This window comes from Thermus parvatiensis (assembly GCF_001535545.1).
Classification (GTDB): Bacteria; Deinococcota; Deinococci; order Deinococcales; family Thermaceae; genus Thermus; species Thermus parvatiensis.
Genome location: NZ_CP014141.1, coordinates 1,403,383 through 1,424,999 on the forward strand (window position 1 = coordinate 1,403,383; position 21,617 = coordinate 1,424,999).

Genomic DNA, 21,617 nt, shown 5'->3' on the forward strand with positions numbered 1-21,617 from the left:
CCCCATGCTAGCATGGACCTCGTGAACGACCTCATCCTCCGGGCCGCAAGGGGCGAGCCCACCCCCAGGCCCCCCGTGTGGTTCATGCGCCAGGCCGGGCGCTACCAGAAGGCCTACCGCAAGCTCCGCGAGCGCTACACCCTCCCCGAGATCGTGCGAAACCCCGAAGTCTGCGCCGAGGTGACCCTTCTCCCCGTTAGGGAGCTCGGGGTGGACGCGGCCATCCTCTTCGCCGACATCACCACCCCCCTCTACGGCATGGGGGTGGACCTCTCCCTGGTGGAGAACAAGGGGCCGGTGATCCACAACCCCGTCCGGGACGAAAGGGGCGTGGAGGCTTTGAGGCCCCTCGTGCCCGAGGAGGCCGTCCCCTTCGTCCTGGAGACGATCCGGATCCTCAAGCGGGAGCTTCCCGTTCCCCTCATCGGCTTCGCCGGGGCCCCCTTTACCCTGGCGAGCTACCTGGTGGAGGGGGGGCCAAGCCGCCGCTTCCTCCGGGTTAAGGCCCTGATGTACGGGGAGGAGGCCCTGTGGCACCGCCTTATGGAGAAGCTCACCGAGGCCATGGCCCGCTACCTCCGGGCCCAGGCCGAGGCGGGGGCCGACCTCCTTCAGGTCTTTGACTCCTGGGTGGGGGCCCTAAGCCCAGCGGACTACCGCCGCTACGTCAAGCCCCATATGGAAAGGCTCTTCCAAAAGCTCAGGCCCGCGGGGGTCCCCGTGATCCACTTCGGCGTGGGCACCCTGGGGCTCCTCCAGGACATGAAGGAGGCAGGCGGGGACGTCCTGGGCCTGGACCACCACACCCCCCTCCCCTGGGCCCGCGCCCTCCTCGGGGCCACCCCCGTCCAGGGGAACCTGGACCCCGCCGTCCTCCTCGCCCCCAAAGGGGTCATCCGCCGCGAGGTGCAGAGGATCCTGGAGGAGAACGGGGGTAAAAGCGGACACATCTTCAACCTGGGGCACGGGATCGTACCCGAGACCCCCGAGGAGAACGTGCGCTACGTGGTAGAACTCATCCAGGAGGTAGCGGCATGAACGTCCTTCTCATGGCCTACGGCACCCCTTATGCCCCCGAGGAGGTGGAGCCCTACTACACGGACATCCGCCGGGGACGCCGCCCCTCGGAGGAGCTCCTCAAGGAGCTCGCCGAGCGGTACGAGGCCATCGGCAAAAGCCCCCTGAACGAGATCACCCTGGCCCAGGCGGTCCGCCTCCAGGCCCTCCTCAACCTGGAGGCCCCTCCCTACCCCAAGCGCCTCCTGGGCCCCTTCCCTCCCCGCGCCCCCCACGGCCCCGCCCGGGTCTACGTGGGGACGAAGCACTGGCACCCCTCCATCGGGGAGGCGGTGGCCGCCATGCACGAGGACGGGGTGCGGCGGGCCGTGGCCATCGTGGCCGCCCCCCACTACTCCCTGAGGAGCGTGGCCGAGTACCGGGAGAAGGTGGACTCGGCCCTAAAAGCCCTCCCCGAGCCCATAGACTTCGTATGGGTGGAAAGCTACGAGGCCCACCCCGGCCTCATCGCCGCCTACGCCCGGAGGCTCGAGGAGGTGATCTGGCGCCTGAAGAACCCGGGGAAGGCAGCCTATGTCTTTACCGCCCACTCCATCCCCGTGGCCGCTGTGGAGAAGGGGGACCCCTACCCCAGGCAGGTGGAGAAGACGGCGGAGCTCATCGCCAAGAGGCTCGCCCTTCCCCGCTTCTACGTGGCCTACCAGTCGGCAGGGCGCACCCCCGAGCCCTGGCTTGGCCCCGACATAAACGAGCTTCTGCGCACACTGAAGGAGGAGGGGTATGAGGAGGTTGCCGTCCAAGCGGTGGGCTTCCCCGCCGACCACCTGGAGGTCTTCTACGACCTGGACCTCGAGGCCCAGGCCACGGCGAGGGAGCTCGGCCTGAGGCTCCTCAGGGCCCGGAGCCTGAACGCGGACCTGGACTACATCCAGGTCCTCAAAGACCTGGTGGAGGCGGCGTGGCCGAGGTAGGGGTGGCCGTGGTGGGCGGGGGATGGGCGGGGCTTTCCGCCGCCCTTGTCCTGAAGGAGGCGGGGGCGGACTTCCTCCTCCTGGAGGCCAGCCTCCGCCTCGGGGGGAAGGTGCGCACCGCCCGGCAGGAGGGCTTCCTGGTGGAGGGGGGCCCGACGCCAGCGTCCGCTACAAGAAGGAGGTGCTGGAGCTCGCCCAGGCCTTCGGCCTCGAGCCCATCGGCACCCTTCCGGAAAAGCCCGCGGCCTACATCCTCTACCGGGGGAAGCGCCACCCCCTGCCCGAAGGCCTCCTCCAGGTGGTGCCCGGGGACCTCAAGGCCCTGGCCCGCACCCCCCTCCTCTCCCTCCCGGGGAAGCTCCGGGCCCTCTACGACCTCTTCCTCCCCCGGGGGGCGAAGGAGGACGAGACCCTGAGGGAGTTCGTGGAGAGGCGCCTGGGGCCCGAGGTCTACCGGGCCCTGGTGGCCCCCCTGGCCGGGGGGGTGTACGGGGGGGAGCCCGACGACCTCTCCATGCGGGCCGCCTTTCCCCAGCTCTGGGAGCTGGAGGGAAGGCACCGGAGCCTTCTCCTCGGGGCCATGCGGGTCCGGAAGGGGCGGGGAAGCCGGGAGGGGGGCAGCCTCTTCTTCTCCTTCGCCGAGGGCCTCCAGGCCCTCACCCGGCGGATGGCCGAGGCCCTGGGGGAGCGGGTCCTGCGGGGTACCCCCGTCCTCGGCCTGGAGCCAGCCCGCGGAAGGTGGCGCCTCCACACCCCTAAAGGGGCCCTCCTCGCCGAGGCCGTGGTCCTCGCCATCCCCGCCCCCCAGGCGGCGGGCCTCCTCAGGCCCTTCCTCCCGGAGGCCACCGCTTTGCTCAAGGGGATCCCCCACACCCCGGCGGCCACGGTGAGCCTGGCCTTCCCCGGGGCGCTCCCCGTGGAGGGGCACGGGTTGCTTGTGGCCAAAGGGGAGGGGCTTCGGGCCCGGGGGTTCACCTGGACGCACCGGAAGTGGCCGGGGCGGGCCCCGGAGGGGTTCAGCCTGGTGCGGGCCTACTTTTCGGGGGAGGCCGCCCGGCTTTCCGAGGAGGCCCTCATCCGGCTCGCCCTGGAGGACCTAAGCCGCCTCCTCCCGGACCTTCCCCGGGTCCACCGGGCCTGGGCCTTCCGCTTCCCCGAGGGGATGCCCGCCTACCGGGTGGGCCACCTGGACCGGGTGGAGCGGCTGGAGATGGCCCTGGTCAAGGCGCCCGGCCTCTTCCTCGCGGGGAACTACCTCCAGGGGGTGGGCCTGCCCGAGGTGGTGCGCTCGGGGAGGCGGGCGGCGCAAAGGGCCCTGGCCCACCTCTCCCTAGGCGAGGCCCATGGAGCTTCTCGGTGAGGAGGGAAGAAGGCTTCTCCGGCTCGGGCTCTTTCCCGGCCTCCTGGGCGGGGGGCTCGCGGTGGCCTTCCGCCTCCTCCTGGACCTCCCCTTGCCCTCCCCCTCGCGGGCGGGGCGGTGGGGCTTTTCAGCGCCTGGCTTTACCGCAGGCTCCCTGACCTCCGCGGGGGCGGGGTGGACCGGGTCCTCCTCGCCTACCACCTGGGCCAAGGCCGCCTCCCTCCCCGCCTCGGCCCCCTGAAGGCCCTCCTCACCGCCCTCACCCTGGGCCTCGGGGAAGCGGGGGGCAGGAAGGGCCCCTCCTCTACGCCGGGGGGGCCCTGGCCCAGGTCCTCCGCCCCCGCAACCCCGCCGAGGCCCGGGCCGTCCTCCTCGCCGGGGGGCGGCGGCCATCGCCGCCCTCTTCCACACCCCCTTGGGGGCAGCTTTCTTCGCCGCGGAGGTCCTCTACCAGGGCTCGGCCCTGGAGGGGCGCCTCCTCGGCTACCTGGCGGTGGCGGCCATCTCCGGCTACGGCCTGCAGAGCCTCTTCTTCGGCACCCGCCCCCTCCTCCCCGTGCAGGGCCTCGAGGCCCCGCCCCTGGGGTTCGCCCTGGCCCTTGCCCCCCTGGCCGCCCTCGGGGCCTGGGCCCTGGTGAGCGCTGCGGCCCGCACCCCCTTCGCCGCCGTGGTGCAGATGGTGGAGATCACGGGCTCCTACGCCCTCCTGGTCCCGGGCCTCCTCGTGGCCTTCGGGGCCTTCGCCCTCAACCGGGAGACCCTCTTCCCCCTCCAGCCTTCGGGCCCCGAGGCGAGCCCCGCCCACGCCGAGGACCTCCTCCGGGGCCTGGCCCAGCTCCCCCCGGGCCGGCCCCTCCTCCTCGGGGACCTGGGGGCGGTCCTCCTCGAGGTGCGGGAGGGGCACCCCTGGGCGGGGAAGCCCCTCAAGGACACCGCCCTGCCCCCGGGGTCCTGGTGGGCCTCGTCTTCCGCCAAGCCCGCCTCCTCGCCCCCCGGGGGCAGGACCGGCTGGAGCCCGGGGACCGGGTCCTCCTCCTCGGGCCTCAGGAGGAGGTGGCCCGCTTCGCCGCCCGGTCCTAATCCGCGCGGGGGCTTCGCCGCACGGGGCGGCCTCAGACCTGGACCACCTCGAGGCCCCGGAGCCGGTTGGCGGCGGCGGCGAGCTCCAAGGGGCGCACCCAGGCGAGCTCGGGGGCCTCCTCCAGGGCGAAGAGGTCCTCCACCCCGAGGAGGGCCCGCTCCACCAGGGCCTTAAGCGGCGTCCGCCCGTCGGCCAGCCGCCCTAGGCGCTTGAACAGGGCCCCGAGGGCCCGAACCTGGGCGTTCTCAAAGAGGTCCAAGGCGGAGAGGTCCACCGTCTCCTCCCCGTAGACGAGCTCCCGCAAGCCCCGGCCCTTCACCTTCTCCTTCCGCCCCCGCCTGGGGTCAAAGCTCGCCGGCAAGGGAGCCCGGGGCACGGCCCGCAAGGGGTAGCGGGGCTCGCCGAAGGCCCGGCCCGTGGGGTGGGCCCGGGCGATGGCCTTGGCCTCGGCCGTCACCTCCTGGGGGCGGTACGCCTCCATGAGGACCACGGTGTCCGCCAGGTCCAGGTAGTCCCCCACGCCCCCCACCACCAGGACGAGGCTCACGCCCAAGGCCTTGAAGTCCCCCACCCGGTCCAGGATGGGCGTCAGGGTCTCCCGCCGCACCAGGGCCTGCATCCGGGCGTCCCGCACCAGGAGGTTCGTGGCCGAGGTGTCCTCGTCCAGAAGGAGCACCCTCGCCCCCATCTCCAGGGCCTCGAGGAGGGCCGCGGCCAGGCTCGTGGAGCCCGAGGCGTCCTCCGTGGAGAAGAAGGCGGTGTCCTGGCCCAGGGGAAGGTCGTGGACGAAGGGCCTGAGGTCCACGCCCTTCACGCTTCGCCCGTCCTCGGACTGAACCCTCTGGGCGAGGGGGTCCGTCACCACCCACTCCCGCCCGTCCCCGGGGACGTGGGGAAGACCCCGTGGACCAGGGCCTCCAGGAGGGTGGTCTTGCCGTGGAACCCGCCCCCGGTGATCAGGGTGAGGCCCTGGGGAAGCCCCATCCCCCACACCTCCCCGGCGTGGGGGGTGCGGAAGGCCACCTTGAGGGAAGGGGGGCTCTGGAAGGGCACCGCCCCCTTCAGGGGCCTCTGGCTCACCCCGCTTTCCCGGGGAAGGAGGCTCCCCTCCCCCACGAAGGCCACCAGGCCCCGCTCGGCGAGGCGTTCCTGGATGAAGGCGAAGTCCTCCGCCTGGCGGACGTGGCGGAGGAGGGCCTCCCGGTCCAGCTCCTGAAGGAAGGCCTCCAGGTGGCGGGAGAGGGCCTGGAAAAGCCGCCTGGCCTCCCGCCCGAGGATGCGCCTTCCCGCGGCGGGGAGGCCCACCCGGAAGCGGAGGCGAAGCTCCCCCTCGCCGAGGTGCGCCCCGGCCCGGCGCAGGACCTTGGGGCTTTCCACCTCCACCCGCACGGCCCCCGAGTGGCCGGAGCCCGCAAGGCGGGGCAGGTCCCGTAGCCGCGCTTTGAGGGCCCGGAGGAGGAAGTCCTCCACCGCCACCCGCCCCTCCTCCCGGGTGTAGACCCGGAGGGCCTCCAAGGCCTCGCCCGGGTAGATCGCCTCCAGGACGCTCGGGGTGGCGAAGGGGTCCCCCTGCACGTAGACAAAGCGGAGGGCGAACCCCCTCCCCCGCCAGATCCCTTTCAGGTCCTTGTAGAAGGGGTAGGGCTTGCCTTCCAGGGCCTCGAGGCGGTCCAAAAGGTCCTCCAGCCGCATCGCCCCCCAGGCTACGGGGAAGGCCCCGGGGGGCGCAACCGCGGGGGGTTGACAAAGCGAGTTTGATAATGCAATATCACTTTTGCCATGCGCGCCCTAGCCCTCCTTCCCTGGCTCCTCGCCGCCGCCTTGGCCCAGGTCCAGGTGGCGGCCACCACCCCCATCCTCGCCGACCTCGTCCGGCAGGTGGGGGGAAATCGGGTGGCGGTGGTGGCGGTCGTCCCCCCGGGGGCCGACCCCCACACCTTTGAGCCCACTCCCTCCGTGGCCCAGGCCTTAAGCCAGACCCGCCTCCTCTTCGCCAACGGGCTCGGCCTCGAGCCCTACCTGCCCAAGCTCCAGGCCCTCCTCCCCAAAAACGCCCGGGTGGTCCTCCTCGGGGAGGGGCAGCCGGGCCTGATCTGCGGGGAGGACCATGCGGAGGAGGACCACGGCCACGGCCCCTGCGACCCCCACCTCTGGCTGGACCCCGCCTACGCCGTCCGCTACGCCGAGCGGATCCTCGAGGCCCTCGCCGCCTTGGACCCCGGGGGCCGGGACCTCTACCGGGCCAACCTGGAGCGCTTCAAAAAGGAGGTGGAGGCCCTGGACCGGGCCTATAGGGCCTGTGGGCTTAAGGGAACGAAGGTGGTGGTCCAGCACGACGCCTTCCGCTACTTCGCCAGGCGGTACGGCCTGGAGGTGGTGGGGGTCTTGAGCCAGGGCGGGGCCCAGGAGGCGGGAAGCCAAAGCTTCCTCGCCCTCCTGGAGAAGGCCAAGAGGGAGGGGGTCAGGCTCGTCCTCGCCGAGCCCCAGTTCCAGGGCAAGGCCCTGAAGACCCTGGCCGAGGCCATAGGAGCCCGGGTGGCGGTCCTCTACACCGACACCCTGGACGCCCGGGTGAGGACCTACCTGGACCTCCTGCGCCACAACCTGCGGGCCCTCTGCCCATAATGGAGGCATGGGCTTCCAAGAGGTTTACGGCGTCCTGCCCCAGGCCAGCGCCCAGGCCCCCGGCCGGGTGAACCTCCTGGGGGAGCACACGGACTACCAGGAAGGCTACGTCCTCCCCACCCCGATCCCCTACTTCACCCGGGTGGAGGCCGCCCCCCTCGAGGGGGCGGTGGAGGCCTTCAGCGAGAACCTGGGGGAGCTCCGGGCCCGCCCCCTCTCCTCCCCGCCCCAAGGGGACTTCCTGGACTACCTCCTCGGGGTGGTCCGGGCCCTCCGGGAGGCCGGGCACGAGGTGGCGGGGGCCAGGTTCTACGTTCGCAGCGACCTCCCCATGGGGGCGGGCCTCTCCAGCTCCGCCGCCCTCGAGGTGGCGGCCCTCAGGGCCCTCCGCACCCTCTACCGCCTCCCCTTGAGCGACCTGGAGGTGGCCCGCCTCGCCCAGAAGGCGGAGGTGGAGTACGTGGGGGTCCGGTGCGGGATCATGGACCAGATGGCGGCAAGCCTGGGCCAGCCGGGGCAGGCCCTCTTCCTGGACACCCGGACCCTGGCCTACGAGAACCTTCCCCTTCCCCCGGGGGTGCGGGTGGCCGTCCTGGACCTCGGGCTTGGGCGCAGGCTGGCGGAGGCCGGGTACAACCGGCGCCGCCAGGAGGCGGAGGAGGCGGCCAAGAGGCTCGGGGTGCGGTCCCTTAGGGACGTGGCCGACCTCTGCCTGGTGGAAAGCCTCCCTTCGCCCCTGGACCGGCGGGCCCGGCACGTGGTGAGCGAGAACCTTAGGGTCCTCCGGGGGGTGGAGGCCCTAAGGCGGGGGGACGCCCAGGCCTTCGGGGAGCTTATGACGCAAAGCCACCGCTCCCTCGCGCAAGACTACGAAGTGAGCCTGCCCGAGCTGGACGCCCTGGTGGAGGAGGCCCTGCGGGCCGGGGCCTACGGGGCCAAGCTCACGGGGGCGGGCTTCGGCGGGTCCGTGGTGGCCCTGGTGGCCGAAAGCCGCTTCCCCACCTTCAGGGAGGCCCTGGCCCGGCACTTCCCGAACCTCAAAATCCTCTAAACCGAGGGGAAGGCGAAGGCCTGGTAGCCCAGCTCGGCCACGGCGAACCAGCGGAAGGCCTCCTCCCGGAAGGCCCAGTAGGCGGTGTAAACCCGGCGGTACCCCGGGTCCTTGGCCGCCTGCTCCTTGTAGAGGGCCCGGGCCTCCTCCTCCGCCTTGCGCATGACCTCGGCGGGCCACTTCCTTAAGCGCACCCCGGCCGCAAGGAGGCGCTTCAGGGCAGGCGGGTTCAGGGCGTCGTACTTGGCCATCATGGTGAGGTTCACCTCGCTCGCCGCCGCCTGGAAGGCCTCCTGGAACTCCTTGGGAAGCCTCGCCCACGCCCTCTGGGCCACGAGGAAGGAGAGCTGGGCGCTGGGCTCCCAGAAAGAGGGGTAGTAGTAGTAGCGGGCCACCTTGTAAAAGCCCAGCTTCTCGTCGTCGTAGGGCCCAGCGAACTCGGTGGCGTCTATGGCCCCCCGCTCCAAGGCAGGGTAGATGTCCCCGGCCGCCAAAGTCTGGGGCACCACCCCGAGCCGCCCCATCACGAGGCCGCCGAGGCCCGGGATGCGCATCCTGAGGCCCTTGAGGTCCTCCAGGGTGCGGACCTCCCGGCGGAACCAGCCCCCCATCTGGGTCCCGGTGTTCCCCCGGGAAACTGGAGGACGCCGAAGTCGGCGTAGACCTGGCGCAGAAGCTCAAGCCCCCCACCGAAAAGCATCCAGGCGTTGTGCTGCCGGTAGGTCAGGCCGAAGGGGACGCCCCCGTCAAAGGCCAAAGCCGGGTTCTTGCCCACGTAGAAGGGACCGTAGGTGTGGCCGGCCTCCACCGTGCCCTGCTGCACCGCGTCCAGCACCTGCCCCCCAGGGACGAGCTCCCCGGCCTGGTAGACCCGAATCTGGAACCGCCCCCCGGTGAGCTCCGCCACCCGCTTCGCCAGCTCCTCCGCCCCGCCGTAGAGGGTGTCCAGGCTTCTCGGGTAGCTGGAAACGAGCCGCCAGCGCACCGTGGGGCTTCCCTGGGCAAAGGCGCGGTAGAAGAGGCTCGCCCCAAGGCCCACGCCCATCTTTCTGAGGAAGCTCCGCCTTTTCATCGTGGCCCCCGGCGTTGCCCAGTCTACCACTTTGCGAGGGGCATGGAGCCATGCTCCAGTACCCTACGCTTCCCTTGGAAAGCCCCCTTACGGACGCCGAGCTTGCCGGCCCCCGGGCCGGGTCTTCGTTGCGATTTCGTCACATCCACCGCATCCGGCCGGTGATCTGAGCGGCGGAGCACGCTCAAGTTCAGCCACATCCCCCTAGAGCTCGGCTACCTCAAGTTCAAGAACCTCCTCTACGCTCTGGAGGAGGTCAAAGACCCCACCCCATCACAAGGTCCGCACCCTGGCCACCGGTAGCCAAGGCCAGCCCATGCCTGTCCCCTCAAGGGTTCGTCAAGGACGAGGAAAAGCTTCGGGGCGAGGTGCAGAGGATGGCCCTCGAGGCCCTTCCAAGGGGGGTCCGGGAGAAAAAGCCCCTGGAGCGCATACGGGACGATATCTTGAAGAAGGCCACGGGCCGCGACCCGGTAATCCTGCCCGTGGTGATTGAGGGGTGAGCCATGTACCAAAGCCTGCTCTTACCCACCGACGGCAGCGAGGCAGCGGAAAGGGCCGTGGCGGAAGGCCTCCGCCTGGCCAAGGCCCTGGGGGCCAGGGTGACCTTCCTCCATGTCCTGGAGCCCCTGGGCTCTCGGCTCCTCCTGGGCCCAGAAACCCTTCCCTACTACCATGCCCTGGTGGAAGATTTGCGCCGGCAAGGCCTGGCCGCCCTGGACCGGGCCACCCAGCTGGCAGAAGGGCTGGGGGTACCCTTTGAGGCCCATCTCCTCGAGGGGCGGGCCGCCGAGGTCATCCTGGCCGAGTCGGCCAAGCACGACCTGGTGGTCATGGGGAGCCACGGGCGCACGGGGGCCGACCTGGTCCTTCTGGGCAGCGTGACCCTGGAGGTGGTACGCCGCGCCTCCAAGCCCGTGCTGGTGGTCCCCTACCGCAGGGCGTAAAGCCAGAAGAGGCCCACGAGGTAAAGCCCAAGGAGGGCCAGGGTGTCCCAGGAAAGCACCGCCAGCTTCCTGAGGGCCTGGTAGCTCATGCCGATAAGCACCACCCCGTACATGGCGAAGGCCACAAGGACGGCGGCCAGGTGGCTCTCATGGGCGGCGGCGAAGAAGCTCCCCGGGTAAAGGAGGTCGTCCCAGGCCAGGATCAGGGCGTTGAAGAGGTTGCTCCCCAGGACGTTGCCCACCGCCAGGTCAAAGGCCCCCAGCCGGGCGGCAGCTAGGGTGACCACCACCTCGGGCAAGGAGGTGGTGGCCCCCACCAGGGCCGTGCCCACAAAACTGGCCCCCAGGCCGGTTTCCTCCGCCAGTCGCTCGGCCAGGGTGGGCAGGAGGCTGGCCGCCAGCACCACCATCCCTCCCCAGAGGAGGTAGCCCCGGACCACCTGGTCCTCCGCCAGATGGCCGTAAAGGCGCTCCAGCCGCTCCACCTCGGCCACGGGCCGCCTGCGCTCGTAGAGGAAGGTGAGGCGGGTGGCCAGGAGGTAGAGGAGGAGGGCCAGGGGCGTGTACCAGGAAACCGGTCCCAGCCCGGGCCCCCCCCACCAGAGGGCCGCGCCCTGCAGGGCCAAAAAGATGAGGGCAAAACCAACCGCCAAGGCGTGCCCCGCATGGAGCCTTCCCAAAAGGGGAATCCTCCCCCCCACGGCATCCAAGAGGGAAAGGATGAGGAGGTTAAACAGGGTGCTCCCCAGCACGTCCCCCACGGCAATGTCCACCAGGCCCTGAAGGACGGCGCTGGTCCCGGTGATGAGCTCGGGCAGGCTGGTGGTGGCCGCCACCAGAATGAGCCCCACCCAGGCCCTTCCCCAACCCCGCTTCTCCGCCAGGGCGTCCCCATAAAAGGCCACCCGTTGCCCGGCAAACACCACCGCCAGGGCCACGGCCAAGAAGGCCAGGAGGGTCATACTCATAGCAGAAGCCGCAGGAGGTCAAAGCGGGAGATGATGCCGATGGGCTTCCCCCCTTCCACCACCGGCACGTGGTTGATGTCGTAAAGGAGCATGAGCTCCAGCACCCGGGAAAGGGGGTCCTCCGGGGCCACGGCGTGCACCGGGTGGGACATGATCTCCTCCACCTTGGTGCGCTTGGCCTCCTGGAAGATGCGCTCCAGCTGGTCCTGGGCCAAAAAACGCCCCAGGAGCATGGGGGCGCGGTAGAGGGAGAAGGGGATGCCCTTTTCCTTCAGGAAGTCGCTTTCCGTCACGATGCCCACAAGCCTTCCCTCCCCGTTCACCACCAGCACACTCCCGATGCGCTTCTCCACCATGAGCCGCGCCACCTCGTCCAAGGTGGTGCCCAAGGGCACCGTCACCACCGGGGTCACCATGACTTCCCTGGCCTTCACGGGTACCTCCCTCTCCGCCATACTATCCGGTCCACCGCCTCCGCCAACAACCACGCCAGAAGGGCCAAGGCCAGCACCAGGGCCCAGACCCCAAGGGGCAGGGGAACGGCCTCAAAAGGCTTGGGCAGGAAAACCCCCACGAGGAGCTGGGCCAGGAAGCTCAGGGCCACGGCCCCGTGCAAATAGGGGTTGGGCAGGGGCACCAGGTCGGTGTGGCGGGCGGCGTAGGCGAAGAGGAGCTGGCCCATGGCCATGAAGTGGAAGGTGGCGCTGCGGGCGACCTCGAGGCCCACCCACCCCGGAAGGAGCCCCAAAAGGAGGAGGGCCATCCCCGCCTTGAGGGCGCCGGTGAAGAGGATGAAGCGCAAGGAAGGAGGGTCCAGGAGAGGGCTCTCCTTAGGCCTTGGAGGACGGTCCAGGACCCCGGGGTTCCGGTCCAAGGCCAGGGCCAGGGCCGGCAGGCCGTCCGAAATCAGGTTGATCCAGAGGATCTGCACCGCGGTGAGGGGGAGGAGGAGGTGGCCCGAAGCGTCCCGCAGGTCCAAGAGGGCGGCAAAGACCATCCCTAGGACTACCAGCAGCACCTCGGAGAGGTTGGTGGAAAAGAGGAAGCGGATAAACTTCTGGATGTTCTCGTAGATGCTTCGCCCCTCCTCAATGGCCGCCACGATGGTGGCGAAGTTGTCGTCCATAAGGACCAGGTCCGCCACCTCCCGGCTCACGTCTGAGCCCCGCTGGCCCATGGCCACCCCCACGTCCGCCCGCTTCAGGGCCGGGGCATCGTTCACCCCATCCCCGGTCATGGCCACCACCTCGCCTGCCTTCTGGAGAGCTTCCACGATGCGCAGCTTGTCCTCGGGGCGGACGCGGGCGAACACGTCCACCTCCAGAAGCTCCTCGTCGGAAAGGTCCGCCAGGTCCTCACCGGTGACCACGGTCTCCGCGGGGATCCCCACCCTCCGGGCGATGGCCAAGGCGGTGGCCGGGTGGTCCCCGGTAACCATCACCACCCGCACCCCCGCTTTGAGGACGCGCCGGACCGCCTCGGGCACCTCCGGGCGGGGAGGGTCCAGGAGGAGGGCAAAGCCCAAAAACCGGAGGCCCTCCTCCCGCTCCCCCTCCCCAAAGGCCAGGGCCAGCACCCGGTACCCCTGGCGGGCGTAGCCCTCGGCCTCCTCCAAAAGGCGCACCTTCTCCCCTTCGGGAAGGGCCAGGCGGGGAACCAAGACCTCTGGGGCTCCCTTGAGGTAGCTCCCCTTGGGGGTGGTGACCCGCATGAACTTCCAGGCGCTGTCAAAGGGCCTTTCCGAAAGGCGGGGGTTTTCCCGGCGCAGGGCCTCCACGTCCAGGTGCTGGGCCGCATAGCGCAGGAGGCCAAGCTCCAATGGGTCCCCGGCCCCGGTGGCCAGGTCGGCGTCGTTGCAAAGGACCATGGCCAACAGGGCCCCTTCCGGGTCGGGCCCCACCACCTTTTCCACCTCCATGCGGTTTTCCGTGAGGGTGCCCGTCTTGTCGGTGGCGATCACCGTCACGCTCCCCAGGGCCTCCACCGCGGCCAGGCGCCGCACCACCGCCTTGCGCCGGGCCATGCGCTCCACCCCCAGGGCCAGGGCCAGGGTGAGGATGGCGGGAAGCCCCTCGGGCACCGCCGCCACCCCGAGGGCCACGGCGAAGAGGACCACCTTGGCGGAAAACCCCTCCACCAGGAAGCCCAGGGCCACCAGGGCCAGGGCCAGGAGGAGGACCCAGCGGGCCACCCGGTTTCCGAAGGCCTCGAGGCGGCGCTCCAAGGGGGTCTTCTCCTCCTCCATCTCGGCAAGCAGGCCGGCAATCCGCCCCATGGCGCTCCTCGCCCCGGTGCGGGTGACCTCCATAAGGGCCCGCCCCCGCACCAAAAGGGTCCCGGCAAAGACCTCCTCCCCCACCCCCTTCTCCACCGGCACGCTTTCCCCGGTGAGGACGCTTTCGTCCAGCAAAACCCCGCTCGCCTCCAGGAGGTAGCCATCCGCGGGCACCCGGTCCCCGGCCTCGAGGCGCACCACATCCCCGGGCACCAGCTCCCGGCTGGGAAGGCGCCTGAACTGGCCGTCCCGGAGCACCCAGACCATGGGCTCCGCCAGGGCCTTGAGGCGGCGCAAGGCCTCTTCAGAGCGCTTTTCCTGCAGAGCGCCAAGCCCGGCGTTGAGGAGGAGGATGGCCAGGATGGCCAAAGACTCCAGGGGCCACCCCTGGGCGCCCTCGTAGAGCCAAAGGGAAAAATCCACCCCAAGGGCAAAGAGAAGGATGTAGATTAAGGGATTTTGAAACTGGCGCAGCAGTTTCCGCCAAAGGGGCTCCGGGGGCTTCTCGGGCAAGGCGTTCGGGCCGTATTCCTCAAGCCTCCGCCTGGCCTCTTCGGAAGAAAGACCCTGCATGGCTCCAGAATACAAGGAAGAAGGGTTCCTTATTGTCCCCCCTAGACCCTCCCCGGTAGCATGGGGGTATGCTGCAGTATCCGGAGCTTCCCCTGGAAAGCCCCCTGATTGACGCCGAGCTTCCTGACCCGAGGGGCGGCCGCTACCGGCTTTCCCAGTTCCAGGAGTCCCTTTTGGCCGTGGTCTTCATGTGCAACCACTGCCCCTACGTGAAGGGGTCTATCCGGGAGCTGGTGGCCCTGGCCGAGCGCTACCGGGGCCAGGTGGCCTTCGTGGGCATCAACCCCAACGACTACGAGCGCTACCCCGAGGACTCCCCCGAGGGCATGGTGGCCTTCGCCAAGGAGCACGGCATCTTCTTCCCCTACCTCCTGGACGAAACCCAGGAGGTGGCCAAGGCCTACCGGGCCCTGCGCACCCCCGAGGTCTTCCTCTTTGACGAAAAAAGGCTTCTCCGCTACCACGGCCGGGTGAACGACAACCCCAAGTTCCCCAACGAGGTGCAAAGCCACGACCTCGAGGCGGCCATAGAGGCTCTCCTCCAGGGCAAGGAGCCCCCCCTCAAGGAAGCCCCCGCCATCGGCTGCACCATCAAGTGGAAGCCGGGGAATGAGCCGGAGGTCAGGATCGGCTGATCACCGCCGCTGACGCCAAAGGCCCCGCCTCGGGTCGTAGGGGCAGGCCCGGAAAGCCACCCGGGGGCAGTGCCGCCGGTAGGCCTTCACCTCCCGGGCCAAGGCCTCGGGCAGGCCGCAGACGGGGCACCCCCTCCTTCGGGAGAAGACCCGGGCAAAGAGGGCCGCCAGGTGGGAAACAAACCTCACGCCCCCCATCCTAACCCAGGTGGTATACTGCCTCCGGGCTTCGGCCCGGGAGGTTTTATGCGCGTGCTGGTGACGGGCGGCGCCGGTTTCATCGGAAGCCACATCGTGGAGGACCTCCTCGCCAGGGGCCTGGAGGTGGCGGTCCTGGACAACCTGGCCACGGGCAAGCGGGAAAACGTGCCCAAAGGCGTCCCCTTCTTCCAGGTGGACCTAAGGGACAAGGAGGGGGTGGAAAGGGCCTTCCGGGAGTTCCGCCCCACCCACGTCTCCCACCAGGCGGCCCAGGCCTCGGTGAAGGTGAGCGTGGAGGACCCGGTCCTGGACTTTGAGGTGAACCTCCTGGGGGGGCTTAACCTCCTCGAGGCCTGCCGCCAGTACGGCGTGGAGAAGCTCGTCTTCGCCTCCACGGGCGGGGCCATCTACGGGGAGGTGCCCGAGGGGGAAAGGGCCGAGGAGACCTGGCCCCCCCGCCCAAAAAGCCCCTACGCCGCGAGCAAGGCGGCCTTTGAGCACTACCTCTCCGTCTACGGGCAAAGCTACGGGCTCAAGTGGGTCTCCCTGCGGTACGGCAACGTGTACGGCCCCAGGCAGGACCCCCACGGGGAGGCGGGGGTGGTGGCCATCTTCGCCGAGCGGGTCCTCAAGGGCCTGCCCGTGACCCTCTACGCCCGGAAGACCCCCGGGGACGAGGGGTGCGTGCGGGACTACGTCTACGTGGGGGACGTGGCCGAGGCCCACGCCCTCGCCCTCTTCTCCCTGGAAGGGATCTACAACGTGGGGACCGGGGAGGGGCACACCACGAGGGAGGTCCTCCTGGCCGTGGCCCAGGCGGCGGGCCGGGAGCCCCAGGTAAACCCCGCCCCCCGCGCCCCGGGGACCTGGAAAGGAGCGTCCTCTCCCCCCTCAAGCTCATGGCCCACGGCTGGCGGCCCAAGGTGGGGTTCCAGGAGGGCATCCGCCTCACCGTGGACCACTTCCGGGGCGCTTGAGATACCCACCAGGGGTATGCCACCCTCTGTGGGCGTGCGGTTCCGCCATCCGGCCTGGTTCGCCGCCGTGGGGGGAAGCGGGGTGGCCCTCGCCCTGAAGGCCTTCGGCTTCCCCCTCCGCGCCTTCCTCCGGCTTGAGGTGCTGGCCCCGGCGGGGCCACGCCAACCCCAGGCCGGCTAACCGGTTGCGCAACATGGGAGGCCCGAACCAGGGCTGAGGGGAGGCCTTTTTGGGGCCCCACCGCATTCGCCGCGGTGGGGTATCTGCCCAAGGTGCGGGCGCTTAAGGGCCCCCCGGTCTTGCCAAAAGGAAGGCGGCATGCTATTTTTGCCCCAAGCACAACCGGAAAGGAGGCGTGCATGAAGCGCAGGGAGTTTCTGAGGAGGCTTGGCGTGGGTTCGCTGGCGGCCATGGGCTTCTCCCGCTTCGCCTTGGCCCAGGCGAGGCCCGTGAAGCTCGCCGCCCTTCTCCCCCTCACCGGGCCCTTCGCCTTTGCGGGAAACGCCGGAAGGGAGGGGTTCGTGGACGGGGTGGACTACGTGAACGAGGTCCTAGGGGGCATCGGCGGGCGAAGGCTGGAGCTCATCGTGGAGGACACCGGCTACGACGTGGCCCGGGGGACAGCCGCCTTCAACCGGGTGATCTCCCGGGAGCGGGCGGATGAGCTCCTTTTCGTCTACGGGGACTCCACCGGCCTCTCCAAGGCCCTGGCCCCGGAGATCGCCCGCATCGGCCTACCCTACTCCGCCACCAGCTTCGCCAACGAGCTCGCCGACCCCAAGACCTACCCCACCATCTTCGTCTTCGGCCCCACCTACAACGACATGGTGGAGGCCCTGTTGCGCCAGGTCCGCCTGCAAAAGGGGCGGGCCAAGATCGCCCTGGTCTACTCCAACACCGAGTTCGGCCGCGACCCCATCCCCTACGCCAAGGAGCGGGCCAAGGCCCTGGGCATGGAGGTGGTGCACGAGGAGGTTACCCCGCCCGCCTTTACCGACGCCACCCCGGTGGTGCTGAACCTAAGGCGGGCCAACCCCGACTTCGTCATCCTCCAGGGGTACGCCCTCTCGGTGGAGCCCCTCATCGTGCGGGCCGCCCGGGAGCAGGGCCTGCAGGCCCAGTTCATGGGCACCTACTACTCGGCCGAGCTGGCCCTCATCCAGCGGACCGGTCCGGCGGCGGAGGGCTTCATCGTCACCTACCACAACGCCTACTGGTACGACACCCTGGTGCCCGCAGTGAACGAGATGCGCAAGTTCCGCCAGCGCAAGGGCCGGGATACCTCCTACCGCCCCACCTACTACATGGGGAGCCTGGCCGTGGCCCTGGGAGTGGCCGAAGCCATGCGCCGGGCGGCGGCAGCGGGCAAGCTCACCCGGGCGGGGGTGGTGGAGTACCTGGAGAAAATCGGGGACTACAACGCCTTGGGCCTGGTGCGGGGCTACCAGTTCGTGAACCACCGCATCCCCTACACCAAGCTCTACCGGGCGAGCGTCAAGGACAGGCGCTTCAACGCCATCACCGACTGGATCAAGCTGGCCTAGAGCAGGACTTCCCCTGGCCGGGCTTGGCCCGGTCGGGGGAATGGAACACCATGGCGGACTTCCTACCCTACCTGATCGGCGGCCTGGCCAACGGGGCCCTTTACGGCCTCCTGGCGCTGGGCTTTGTCCTGGTCTACCGGGCCACCAGCGTGGTGAACTTCGCCATCGGGGAGTTCCTCCTGGTGGGGGCTTACCTCACCTACACCTTCGCCCTCTTCCTCCCCCTTCCCCTGGCCATCCTGGCCGCCCTGCCCCTGGCCTTCCTCTTTGGGCTCCTGGTGGAACGGGGCTTCGTGCGCCCCCTCCTTGGACGGAACGTGGTGGCGGTGATTATGGCCACCATCGGCCTGGCCGCAGCCCTGGACGGGGCGGTACAGCTCATCTGGGGCCCCGACCTCAAGTACCTCTCGGGGAGCCTGCCCAACCTGGGGTTCCAGGCGGGGGAGGTGTTCGTGTCCTCCAGGGCCGTCTGGAACCTCCTCCTCGCCCTGCCCCTGGGGCTTGGCCTCCTCTGGCTCCTGCGCCGAAGCCGCTACGGCATCCTGGTGCGGGCCATCTCCGAGCGGGAGGTGGCCGCTTTGGCCCTGGGCATCCCCACCGCCCGCATCCTGGCCGGGGTCTGGGGGGTCTCGGCCCTCCTGGCCACCCTGGCCGGGGCCCTTTTGGCCGTGGCCAGCGGCGTGGGCCACAACCTGGTCTTTTTCGGCCTCAAGGTCTTCCCCGTGGCCATCCTGGGGGGACTGGACTCCGTGGGCGGGGCCCTTTTGGCGGGGTTTTTGCTGGGGGCCTTGGAGGCCCTCTCCCAGAGGTACCTAGAACCCCTCCTGCCCGGCTTCACCGAGGCCCTGCCCTTCGTGGTGGTCCTCCTGGTCCTCCTGGTGAGGCCCTACGGCCTCCTGGGCGAACGCCAGATTGAGAGGGTGTGATGCTTTCCGTGGAGAACCTCAAGGTGGTCTACCGGGGGGTGATCCTGGCCCTGGACGGGGTTTCCCTGGAGCTTGGGGACGGGGAGGCGGTGGCCCTTTTGGGCCCCAACGGGGCGGGGAAGAGCTCCTTGGTGCGGGCGGTGGCCGGGCTTTTGCCCAAGTTTGAGGGGCGGGTGCTGGACGGGCATGTGCGCCTCATGGGCCAGGAGGCGACCCACCTGGACCCGGTGCGCATCACCGGCCTCGGCCTCACAGCGGTCCTGGAGGGCCGCCCCCTTTTCCGCTACCTCACCCCGGTGGAGAACCTGGTGGCCGCCGGCCACCGCCTCTCGCCCCAGGAGCTCAAGGCGGGCATGGAGGAGGTCTTCGCCCGCTTTCCCCGCCTCTACGAGCGGCGGCACGAGCAAGCGGGCTACCTCTCCGGGGGGAGCAGCAGATGCTCCTCCTGGGCATGGCCCTCCTCACCCGCCCCAAGGTGCTGGTGGTGGACGAGCCCTCCCTGGGGCTTTCCCCCAAGCTGGTGGAGGAGGTGATGCGCACCCTGGACGCACTCCGGCGGGAGAAGGGCTTGAGCCTTCTCCTGGTGGAGCAAAACGCCCGGGCCGCCCTCTCCATCGTGGACCGCGTCTACGTGCTGGAGCGGGGCCGGGTGGTGTTTGAGGGGGATGCCAAAGCTGCCCAGGAGGACCAGGATGTGTTGGAGTTCTACCTGGGCAAGGAAGAGGTGGGCTTCCGCCAGGCCAAGCGCTATCGCCGCCGCAAGCGGTGGGTGTGAGGGGGAACCATGGGTGCCATCCTCGAGGCCAAAGACCTGCACCTCGCCTTCAAGGGGGTGAAGGCCCTCACCGGGGTGAGCTTCCAGGTGCAACCGGGGGAGTTCTTTGCGGTGATCGGGCCCAACGGGGCGGGAAAGACCACCCTCTTAAACGTCCTCTCCGGGGTCTACGAGCCCGAAAGGGGGGAGGTCTTTTTCCTGGGGCAAAGCCTCCGGGGGAAAAGCCCCCAGGAAAGGGCCCGCATGGGCCTGGGGCGCACCTTCCAGGGCCTGGAGATCTTCCGGGGGATGAGCGTCTTGGAAAACGTCAAGCTGGGGGCGGAGCTGGCCCTCCCCACTTATCCCCTGGCCCTACCCCGGGCAGAAAGGGAGTGGCGCCTAAGGGCCTGGGCGGAGGAGGTCCTGGACTACCTCCACCTCTCCCCCTTCCGCCACGCCCCGGCGGGGATGCTCCCTTACGGCCTGCAGAAGCGGGTGGAGGTGGCCCGGGCCCTGGCGGGCCGCCCCAAGCTCCTCCTCCTGGACGAGCCCATGGCGGGGCTTTCCCTGGAGGAAAAGCAAGACTTGGCCCGCTTCCTGCTGGACGCCCGGGAGGAGTGGGGGGTGACCCTCCTTTGGGTGGAGCACGACCTTAGGGCCGTCCTGGAGCTTTCCGACCGGGTCCTGGTCCTCTCCTACGGCGAGGTCCTCTACTACGGCCCCCCCGAGGGGGTGCGCCAGGACCCCAAGGTGGCGGAGGCCTATTTGGGTCAGGCGTGAGGCAACATGGAAGGAACCCTGCTGGAACACCTCTACCGGCATGCGAAGGAGCGCCCCAGGGCCCCCGCCCTGAGGGCAAAGCGCCTGGGCGTGTGGCAGAAAACCTCCTGGCAAGACCTCCTGGACCGGGTCCTGGGCCTGGCGGGAGGGCTCGCCGCCTTGGGCCTCAAGGAGGGGGAGGTGCTGGCCATCCTGGGCCACAACGCCCCCGAGTGGATAGAGGCGGAGCTGGCCGCCCAGACCCTGGGCGCCCTGCCCATGGGCATCTACGCTGACGCCATGCCCGAGGAGGTGGGGTACTTCCTGGAGTTCACCCAGGCCCGGGGGGTTGTGGTCTCGGACGAGGAGCAGCTGGACAAGGTCTACCCCCACCTGCACCTGGTGGACTTCGTCCTGGTCTGGGAGGAGGCGGGCATGAGCCGCCACTTCCGGGGGAAGGTGCGCCGCTTCAGCCAGGCCTTCGGCGACCCCAAGGTGGGGGAGGGGGCCCTGAGGCGGCGCCGCCCCGAGGACATCGCCCTCCTGGCCCCCACCTCCGGGACCACCGGGCGCAGCAAGCTGGCCATGCTCTCCCACCGCAACCTTTTGGCGGGGCACGAGGCCCTGGGCCAGGCCCTGGGCTTCCAGAAGGGGGCCTGGGTCTTCAGCTACCTCCCCCTCCCCTGGATCGGGGAGCAGATGCTCACCGTGGTGCAGAGCCTGGTGGAGGGCTCCACCGTCCACTTCCCCGAGGACCCCACCACGCTTAAGGAGGACCTCAAGGAGGTCCAGCCCGACTTCTTCCTGGCCCCGCCCAGGCTTTGGGAGGAGATGGCGAGCTTCATCCAAAGCCGGATGGCGGACGCCGACCCCGTCAAGGCCTTCTTCTACCGGACCGGGATGGGGGCGCTTCTGGAGGGGGCGAACCGGGAGTTCAGGGGGGAAAGGGTGGGGCTCTGGCTCAACCTCAAGCGGGCCCTCTTCTACCCCCTCATCGCCAGGCCCCTGAGGGCGAGGCTTGGGCTTGCCGCCTGCCGCATCGCCGTCACCGGGGGGGCGCCCTTGGGCCCGGAGGTCTTCACCTTCTTCCGCGCCCTGGGGCTGGACATCCGGCAGGTCTACGGCCAGTCGGAGACCGCCGCCGCCACCACCGCCCACGCCACCGGGGACGCCCCCCGGAGACCGTGGGCCCCCCTCTTCCGGGCACGGAGGTGCGCATCAGCGAGGAAGGGGAGATCCAGGTGCGGGGCCCCCAGGTCTTTCAGGGCTACTTCAAGCAGGAGAAGGCCACCCGGGAGAGCTTCACCGAGGACGGCTTCTTCCGCACGGGGGACGCGGGCTTCTTTGACGAGCGGGGGCACCTGGTGATCCTCGGGCGGGTGAAGGAGGTGGGAGCTTTGGCGGACGGCACCCGCTTCGCCCCCCAGTTCCTGGAAAACCGCCTGAAGTACTCCCCCTACATCCGGGAGGCCGTGGTGCTAGGCCACGGGAGGCCCTTTGTCACCGCCCTTATAGAGCTTGACCCGGAAAACGTCCAGAACTGGGCGAGGAGGCGGGGCATCCCCTTCACCACCTACCTCTCCCTCACGGAGCGCCCCGAGGTCCAGGCCCTGATCGCCGAGGAGATCCGCATGGTGAACCAGACCCTTCCCGAGAAGCTCAGGATCCGGCGCTTCGCCCTTTTGCCCAAGGAGCTCCACCCCGACGACGAGGAGATCACCCGCACCCGGAAGGTGCGCCGCCAGATCGTGGAGGCCCGCTACGCCCCGGTGATCCAGGCCCTCTACGGCGAGGGCGGCCGCGTGAGCCTCTCCCTGCCCATCCGCTACCTCGAGGGGGAGGGCAGGCTGGAGGCCACCCTCGAGGTCCAGGAGGTCTGA

General features: G+C 69.8%; 16 protein-coding genes and 9 pseudogenes. 18 read left to right on the forward strand and 7 right to left on the reverse strand.

Features of this window, described 5'->3' with window-relative positions:
- The first annotated feature begins 12 nt into the window (after positions 1 to 12).
- The 6 genes and pseudogenes from hemE to AV541_RS12550 all read left to right on the forward strand — a co-directional run bounded on the left by hemE (position 13) and on the right by AV541_RS12550 (position 4,428).
- Positions 13 to 1,038: a uroporphyrinogen decarboxylase gene (gene hemE / locus AV541_RS07665; RefSeq protein WP_060384844.1), complete on the forward strand. Its 1,026-nt coding sequence runs from the start codon at positions 13 to 15 to the stop codon at positions 1,036 to 1,038.
- Complete coding sequence (hemH, locus tag AV541_RS07670; protein WP_060384632.1) at positions 1,035 to 1,988, forward strand: ferrochelatase; 954 nt, start codon at positions 1,035 to 1,037, stop codon at positions 1,986 to 1,988. Before hemE ends, hemH begins: the two co-directional genes overlap by 4 nt.
- Positions 1,976 to 3,348, forward strand: a pseudogene (hemG, locus tag AV541_RS07675) (protoporphyrinogen oxidase). Before hemH ends, hemG begins: the two are co-directional and overlap by 13 nt.
- A 174-nt stretch (positions 3,349 to 3,522) precedes the next feature.
- A pseudogene (locus tag AV541_RS13145) lies at positions 3,523 to 3,603 on the forward strand (hypothetical protein); the annotation flags it as partial.
- Positions 3,604 to 3,763: 160 nt separating this feature from the next.
- Positions 3,764 to 4,039 (forward strand): annotated as a pseudogene (locus AV541_RS13150) (chloride channel protein); the annotation flags it as partial.
- Between the two features lie 263 nt (positions 4,040 to 4,302).
- Positions 4,303 to 4,428 (forward strand): TrkA C-terminal domain-containing protein, encoded by a 126-nt coding sequence (locus tag AV541_RS12550; protein WP_244880656.1) that lies wholly within the window; start codon positions 4,303 to 4,305, stop codon positions 4,426 to 4,428.
- 32 nt (positions 4,429 to 4,460) lie between these two features.
- Here the strand turns inward: AV541_RS12550 and AV541_RS13595 are convergent, their stop codons facing one another.
- Complete coding sequence (locus AV541_RS13595) at positions 4,461 to 4,910, reverse strand: hypothetical protein (protein ID WP_420855394.1); 450 nt, start codon at positions 4,908 to 4,910, stop codon at positions 4,461 to 4,463.
- Positions 4,896 to 6,121, reverse strand: a pseudogene (locus tag AV541_RS07685) (P-loop domain-containing protein); the annotation flags it as partial. The pseudogene AV541_RS07685 and the gene AV541_RS13595, both read right to left, overlap by 15 nt.
- Before the next feature lie 87 nt (positions 6,122 to 6,208).
- Between AV541_RS07685 and AV541_RS07690 the strand changes: the two are divergent.
- On the forward strand, positions 6,209 to 7,054 hold the full coding sequence (locus tag AV541_RS07690) for a metal ABC transporter substrate-binding protein (RefSeq protein WP_008631957.1): 846 nt from the start codon (positions 6,209 to 6,211) through the stop codon (positions 7,052 to 7,054).
- A gap of 7 nt (positions 7,055 to 7,061) precedes the next feature.
- Entirely contained in the window at positions 7,062 to 8,105 is a 1,044-nt protein-coding gene (galK, locus tag AV541_RS07695; RefSeq protein WP_060384633.1) for a galactokinase, read from the forward strand.
- Here the strand turns inward: galK and AV541_RS07700 are convergent.
- A pseudogene (locus AV541_RS07700) lies at positions 8,102 to 9,177 on the reverse strand (TRAP transporter substrate-binding protein). The gene galK and the pseudogene AV541_RS07700 overlap by 4 nt on opposite strands.
- A gap of 329 nt (positions 9,178 to 9,506) precedes the next feature.
- Here AV541_RS07700 and AV541_RS11440 point away from each other — a divergent pair.
- A pseudogene (locus AV541_RS11440) lies at positions 9,507 to 9,680 on the forward strand (RNase J family beta-CASP ribonuclease); the annotation flags it as partial.
- A gap of 3 nt (positions 9,681 to 9,683) precedes the next feature.
- Positions 9,684 to 10,124, forward strand: a complete 441-nt coding sequence (locus tag AV541_RS07705) for a universal stress protein (RefSeq protein WP_008631949.1) — start codon at positions 9,684 to 9,686, stop codon at positions 10,122 to 10,124.
- Here AV541_RS07705 and AV541_RS07710 read toward each other — a convergent pair.
- Genes AV541_RS07710 through AV541_RS07720 form a run of 3 tightly spaced genes read right to left on the reverse strand, consistent with a single transcriptional unit; the run spans position 10,109 to position 13,940 of the window.
- Complete coding sequence (locus tag AV541_RS07710; RefSeq protein WP_008631947.1) at positions 10,109 to 11,086, reverse strand: sodium:calcium antiporter; 978 nt, start codon at positions 11,084 to 11,086, stop codon at positions 10,109 to 10,111. The two genes, AV541_RS07705 and AV541_RS07710, sit on opposite strands and share 16 nt — an antisense overlap.
- Before the next feature lie 2 nt (positions 11,087 to 11,088).
- Entirely contained in the window at positions 11,089 to 11,526 is a 438-nt protein-coding gene (locus AV541_RS07715) for a CBS domain-containing protein (RefSeq protein WP_038035245.1), read from the reverse strand.
- Positions 11,523 to 13,940: a cation-translocating P-type ATPase gene (locus AV541_RS07720; RefSeq protein WP_008631939.1), complete on the reverse strand. Its 2,418-nt coding sequence runs from the start codon at positions 13,938 to 13,940 to the stop codon at positions 11,523 to 11,525. The genes AV541_RS07715 and AV541_RS07720 overlap by 4 nt, the downstream gene beginning before the upstream one ends.
- Positions 13,941 to 14,008: 68 nt before the next feature.
- Here AV541_RS07720 and AV541_RS07725 point away from each other — a divergent pair, with 68 nt between their 5' ends.
- Complete coding sequence (locus AV541_RS07725; RefSeq protein ID WP_008631938.1) at positions 14,009 to 14,575, forward strand: thioredoxin family protein; 567 nt, start codon at positions 14,009 to 14,011, stop codon at positions 14,573 to 14,575.
- Here AV541_RS07725 and AV541_RS07730 read toward each other — a convergent pair whose 3' ends face one another.
- The gene (locus tag AV541_RS07730) at positions 14,576 to 14,773 is read right to left on the reverse strand and encodes a hypothetical protein (RefSeq protein WP_060384634.1); all 198 of its coding nucleotides are present in this window, start codon (positions 14,771 to 14,773) and stop codon (positions 14,576 to 14,578) included. It abuts the gene before it with no gap.
- Between the two features lie 48 nt (positions 14,774 to 14,821).
- Here AV541_RS07730 and AV541_RS07735 point away from each other — a divergent pair.
- The 7 genes and pseudogenes from AV541_RS07735 (at position 14,822) to AV541_RS07760 (ending at position 21,617) form a co-directional block, all read left to right on the forward strand.
- Positions 14,822 to 15,753: pseudogene (locus tag AV541_RS07735) on the forward strand (NAD-dependent epimerase/dehydratase family protein).
- Positions 15,754 to 15,781: 28 nt separating this feature from the next.
- Positions 15,782 to 15,934: a hypothetical protein gene (locus AV541_RS11685; protein WP_156423371.1), complete on the forward strand. Its 153-nt coding sequence runs from the start codon at positions 15,782 to 15,784 to the stop codon at positions 15,932 to 15,934.
- Between the two features lie 179 nt (positions 15,935 to 16,113).
- Positions 16,114 to 17,298 (forward strand): ABC transporter substrate-binding protein, encoded by a 1,185-nt coding sequence (locus tag AV541_RS07740; protein WP_008631932.1) that lies wholly within the window; start codon positions 16,114 to 16,116, stop codon positions 17,296 to 17,298.
- Positions 17,299 to 17,348: 50 nt separating this feature from the next.
- Positions 17,349 to 18,224 carry a branched-chain amino acid ABC transporter permease gene (locus AV541_RS07745; RefSeq protein WP_060384635.1) on the forward strand — a complete coding sequence of 292 codons (876 nt, stop codon included), beginning with the start codon at positions 17,349 to 17,351 and terminating at the stop codon, positions 18,222 to 18,224.
- Positions 18,224 to 18,999 (forward strand): annotated as a pseudogene (locus AV541_RS07750) (ABC transporter ATP-binding protein). Before AV541_RS07745 ends, AV541_RS07750 begins: the two are co-directional and overlap by 1 nt.
- 9 nt (positions 19,000 to 19,008) lie before the next feature.
- Positions 19,009 to 19,758 (forward strand): ABC transporter ATP-binding protein, encoded by a 750-nt coding sequence (locus AV541_RS07755; RefSeq protein ID WP_014629969.1) that lies wholly within the window; start codon positions 19,009 to 19,011, stop codon positions 19,756 to 19,758.
- A gap of 6 nt (positions 19,759 to 19,764) precedes the next feature.
- A pseudogene (locus tag AV541_RS07760) lies at positions 19,765 to 21,617 on the forward strand (AMP-binding protein).

What these genes read in the sequence shown, in the direction of transcription:
- hemE (WP_060384844.1), top strand. Translation starts at nt 13, where the DNA reads ATGGACCTCGTGAACGACCTCATCCTCCGGGCCGCAAGGGGCGAGCCC.
- hemH (WP_060384632.1), top strand. Translation starts at nt 1,035, where the DNA reads ATGAACGTCCTTCTCATGGCCTACGGCACCCCTTATGCCCCCGAGGAG.
- AV541_RS13595 (WP_420855394.1), bottom strand. Translation starts at nt 4,910, where the DNA reads ATGGAGGCGTACCGCCCCCAGGAGGTGACGGCCGAGGCCAAGGCCATC.
- AV541_RS07690 (WP_008631957.1), top strand. Translation starts at nt 6,209, where the DNA reads ATGCGCGCCCTAGCCCTCCTTCCCTGGCTCCTCGCCGCCGCCTTGGCC.
- galK (WP_060384633.1), top strand. Translation starts at nt 7,062, where the DNA reads ATGGGCTTCCAAGAGGTTTACGGCGTCCTGCCCCAGGCCAGCGCCCAG.
- AV541_RS07705 (WP_008631949.1), top strand. Translation starts at nt 9,684, where the DNA reads ATGTACCAAAGCCTGCTCTTACCCACCGACGGCAGCGAGGCAGCGGAA.
- AV541_RS07710 (WP_008631947.1), bottom strand. Translation starts at nt 11,086, where the DNA reads ATGACCCTCCTGGCCTTCTTGGCCGTGGCCCTGGCGGTGGTGTTTGCC.
- AV541_RS07720 (WP_008631939.1), bottom strand. Translation starts at nt 13,940, where the DNA reads ATGCAGGGTCTTTCTTCCGAAGAGGCCAGGCGGAGGCTTGAGGAATAC.
- AV541_RS07725 (WP_008631938.1), top strand. Translation starts at nt 14,009, where the DNA reads ATGCTGCAGTATCCGGAGCTTCCCCTGGAAAGCCCCCTGATTGACGCC.
- AV541_RS07730 (WP_060384634.1), bottom strand. Translation starts at nt 14,773, where the DNA reads ATGGGGGGCGTGAGGTTTGTTTCCCACCTGGCGGCCCTCTTTGCCCGG.
- AV541_RS07740 (WP_008631932.1), top strand. Translation starts at nt 16,114, where the DNA reads ATGAAGCGCAGGGAGTTTCTGAGGAGGCTTGGCGTGGGTTCGCTGGCG.
- AV541_RS07745 (WP_060384635.1), top strand. Translation starts at nt 17,349, where the DNA reads ATGGCGGACTTCCTACCCTACCTGATCGGCGGCCTGGCCAACGGGGCC.
- AV541_RS07755 (WP_014629969.1), top strand. Translation starts at nt 19,009, where the DNA reads ATGGGTGCCATCCTCGAGGCCAAAGACCTGCACCTCGCCTTCAAGGGG.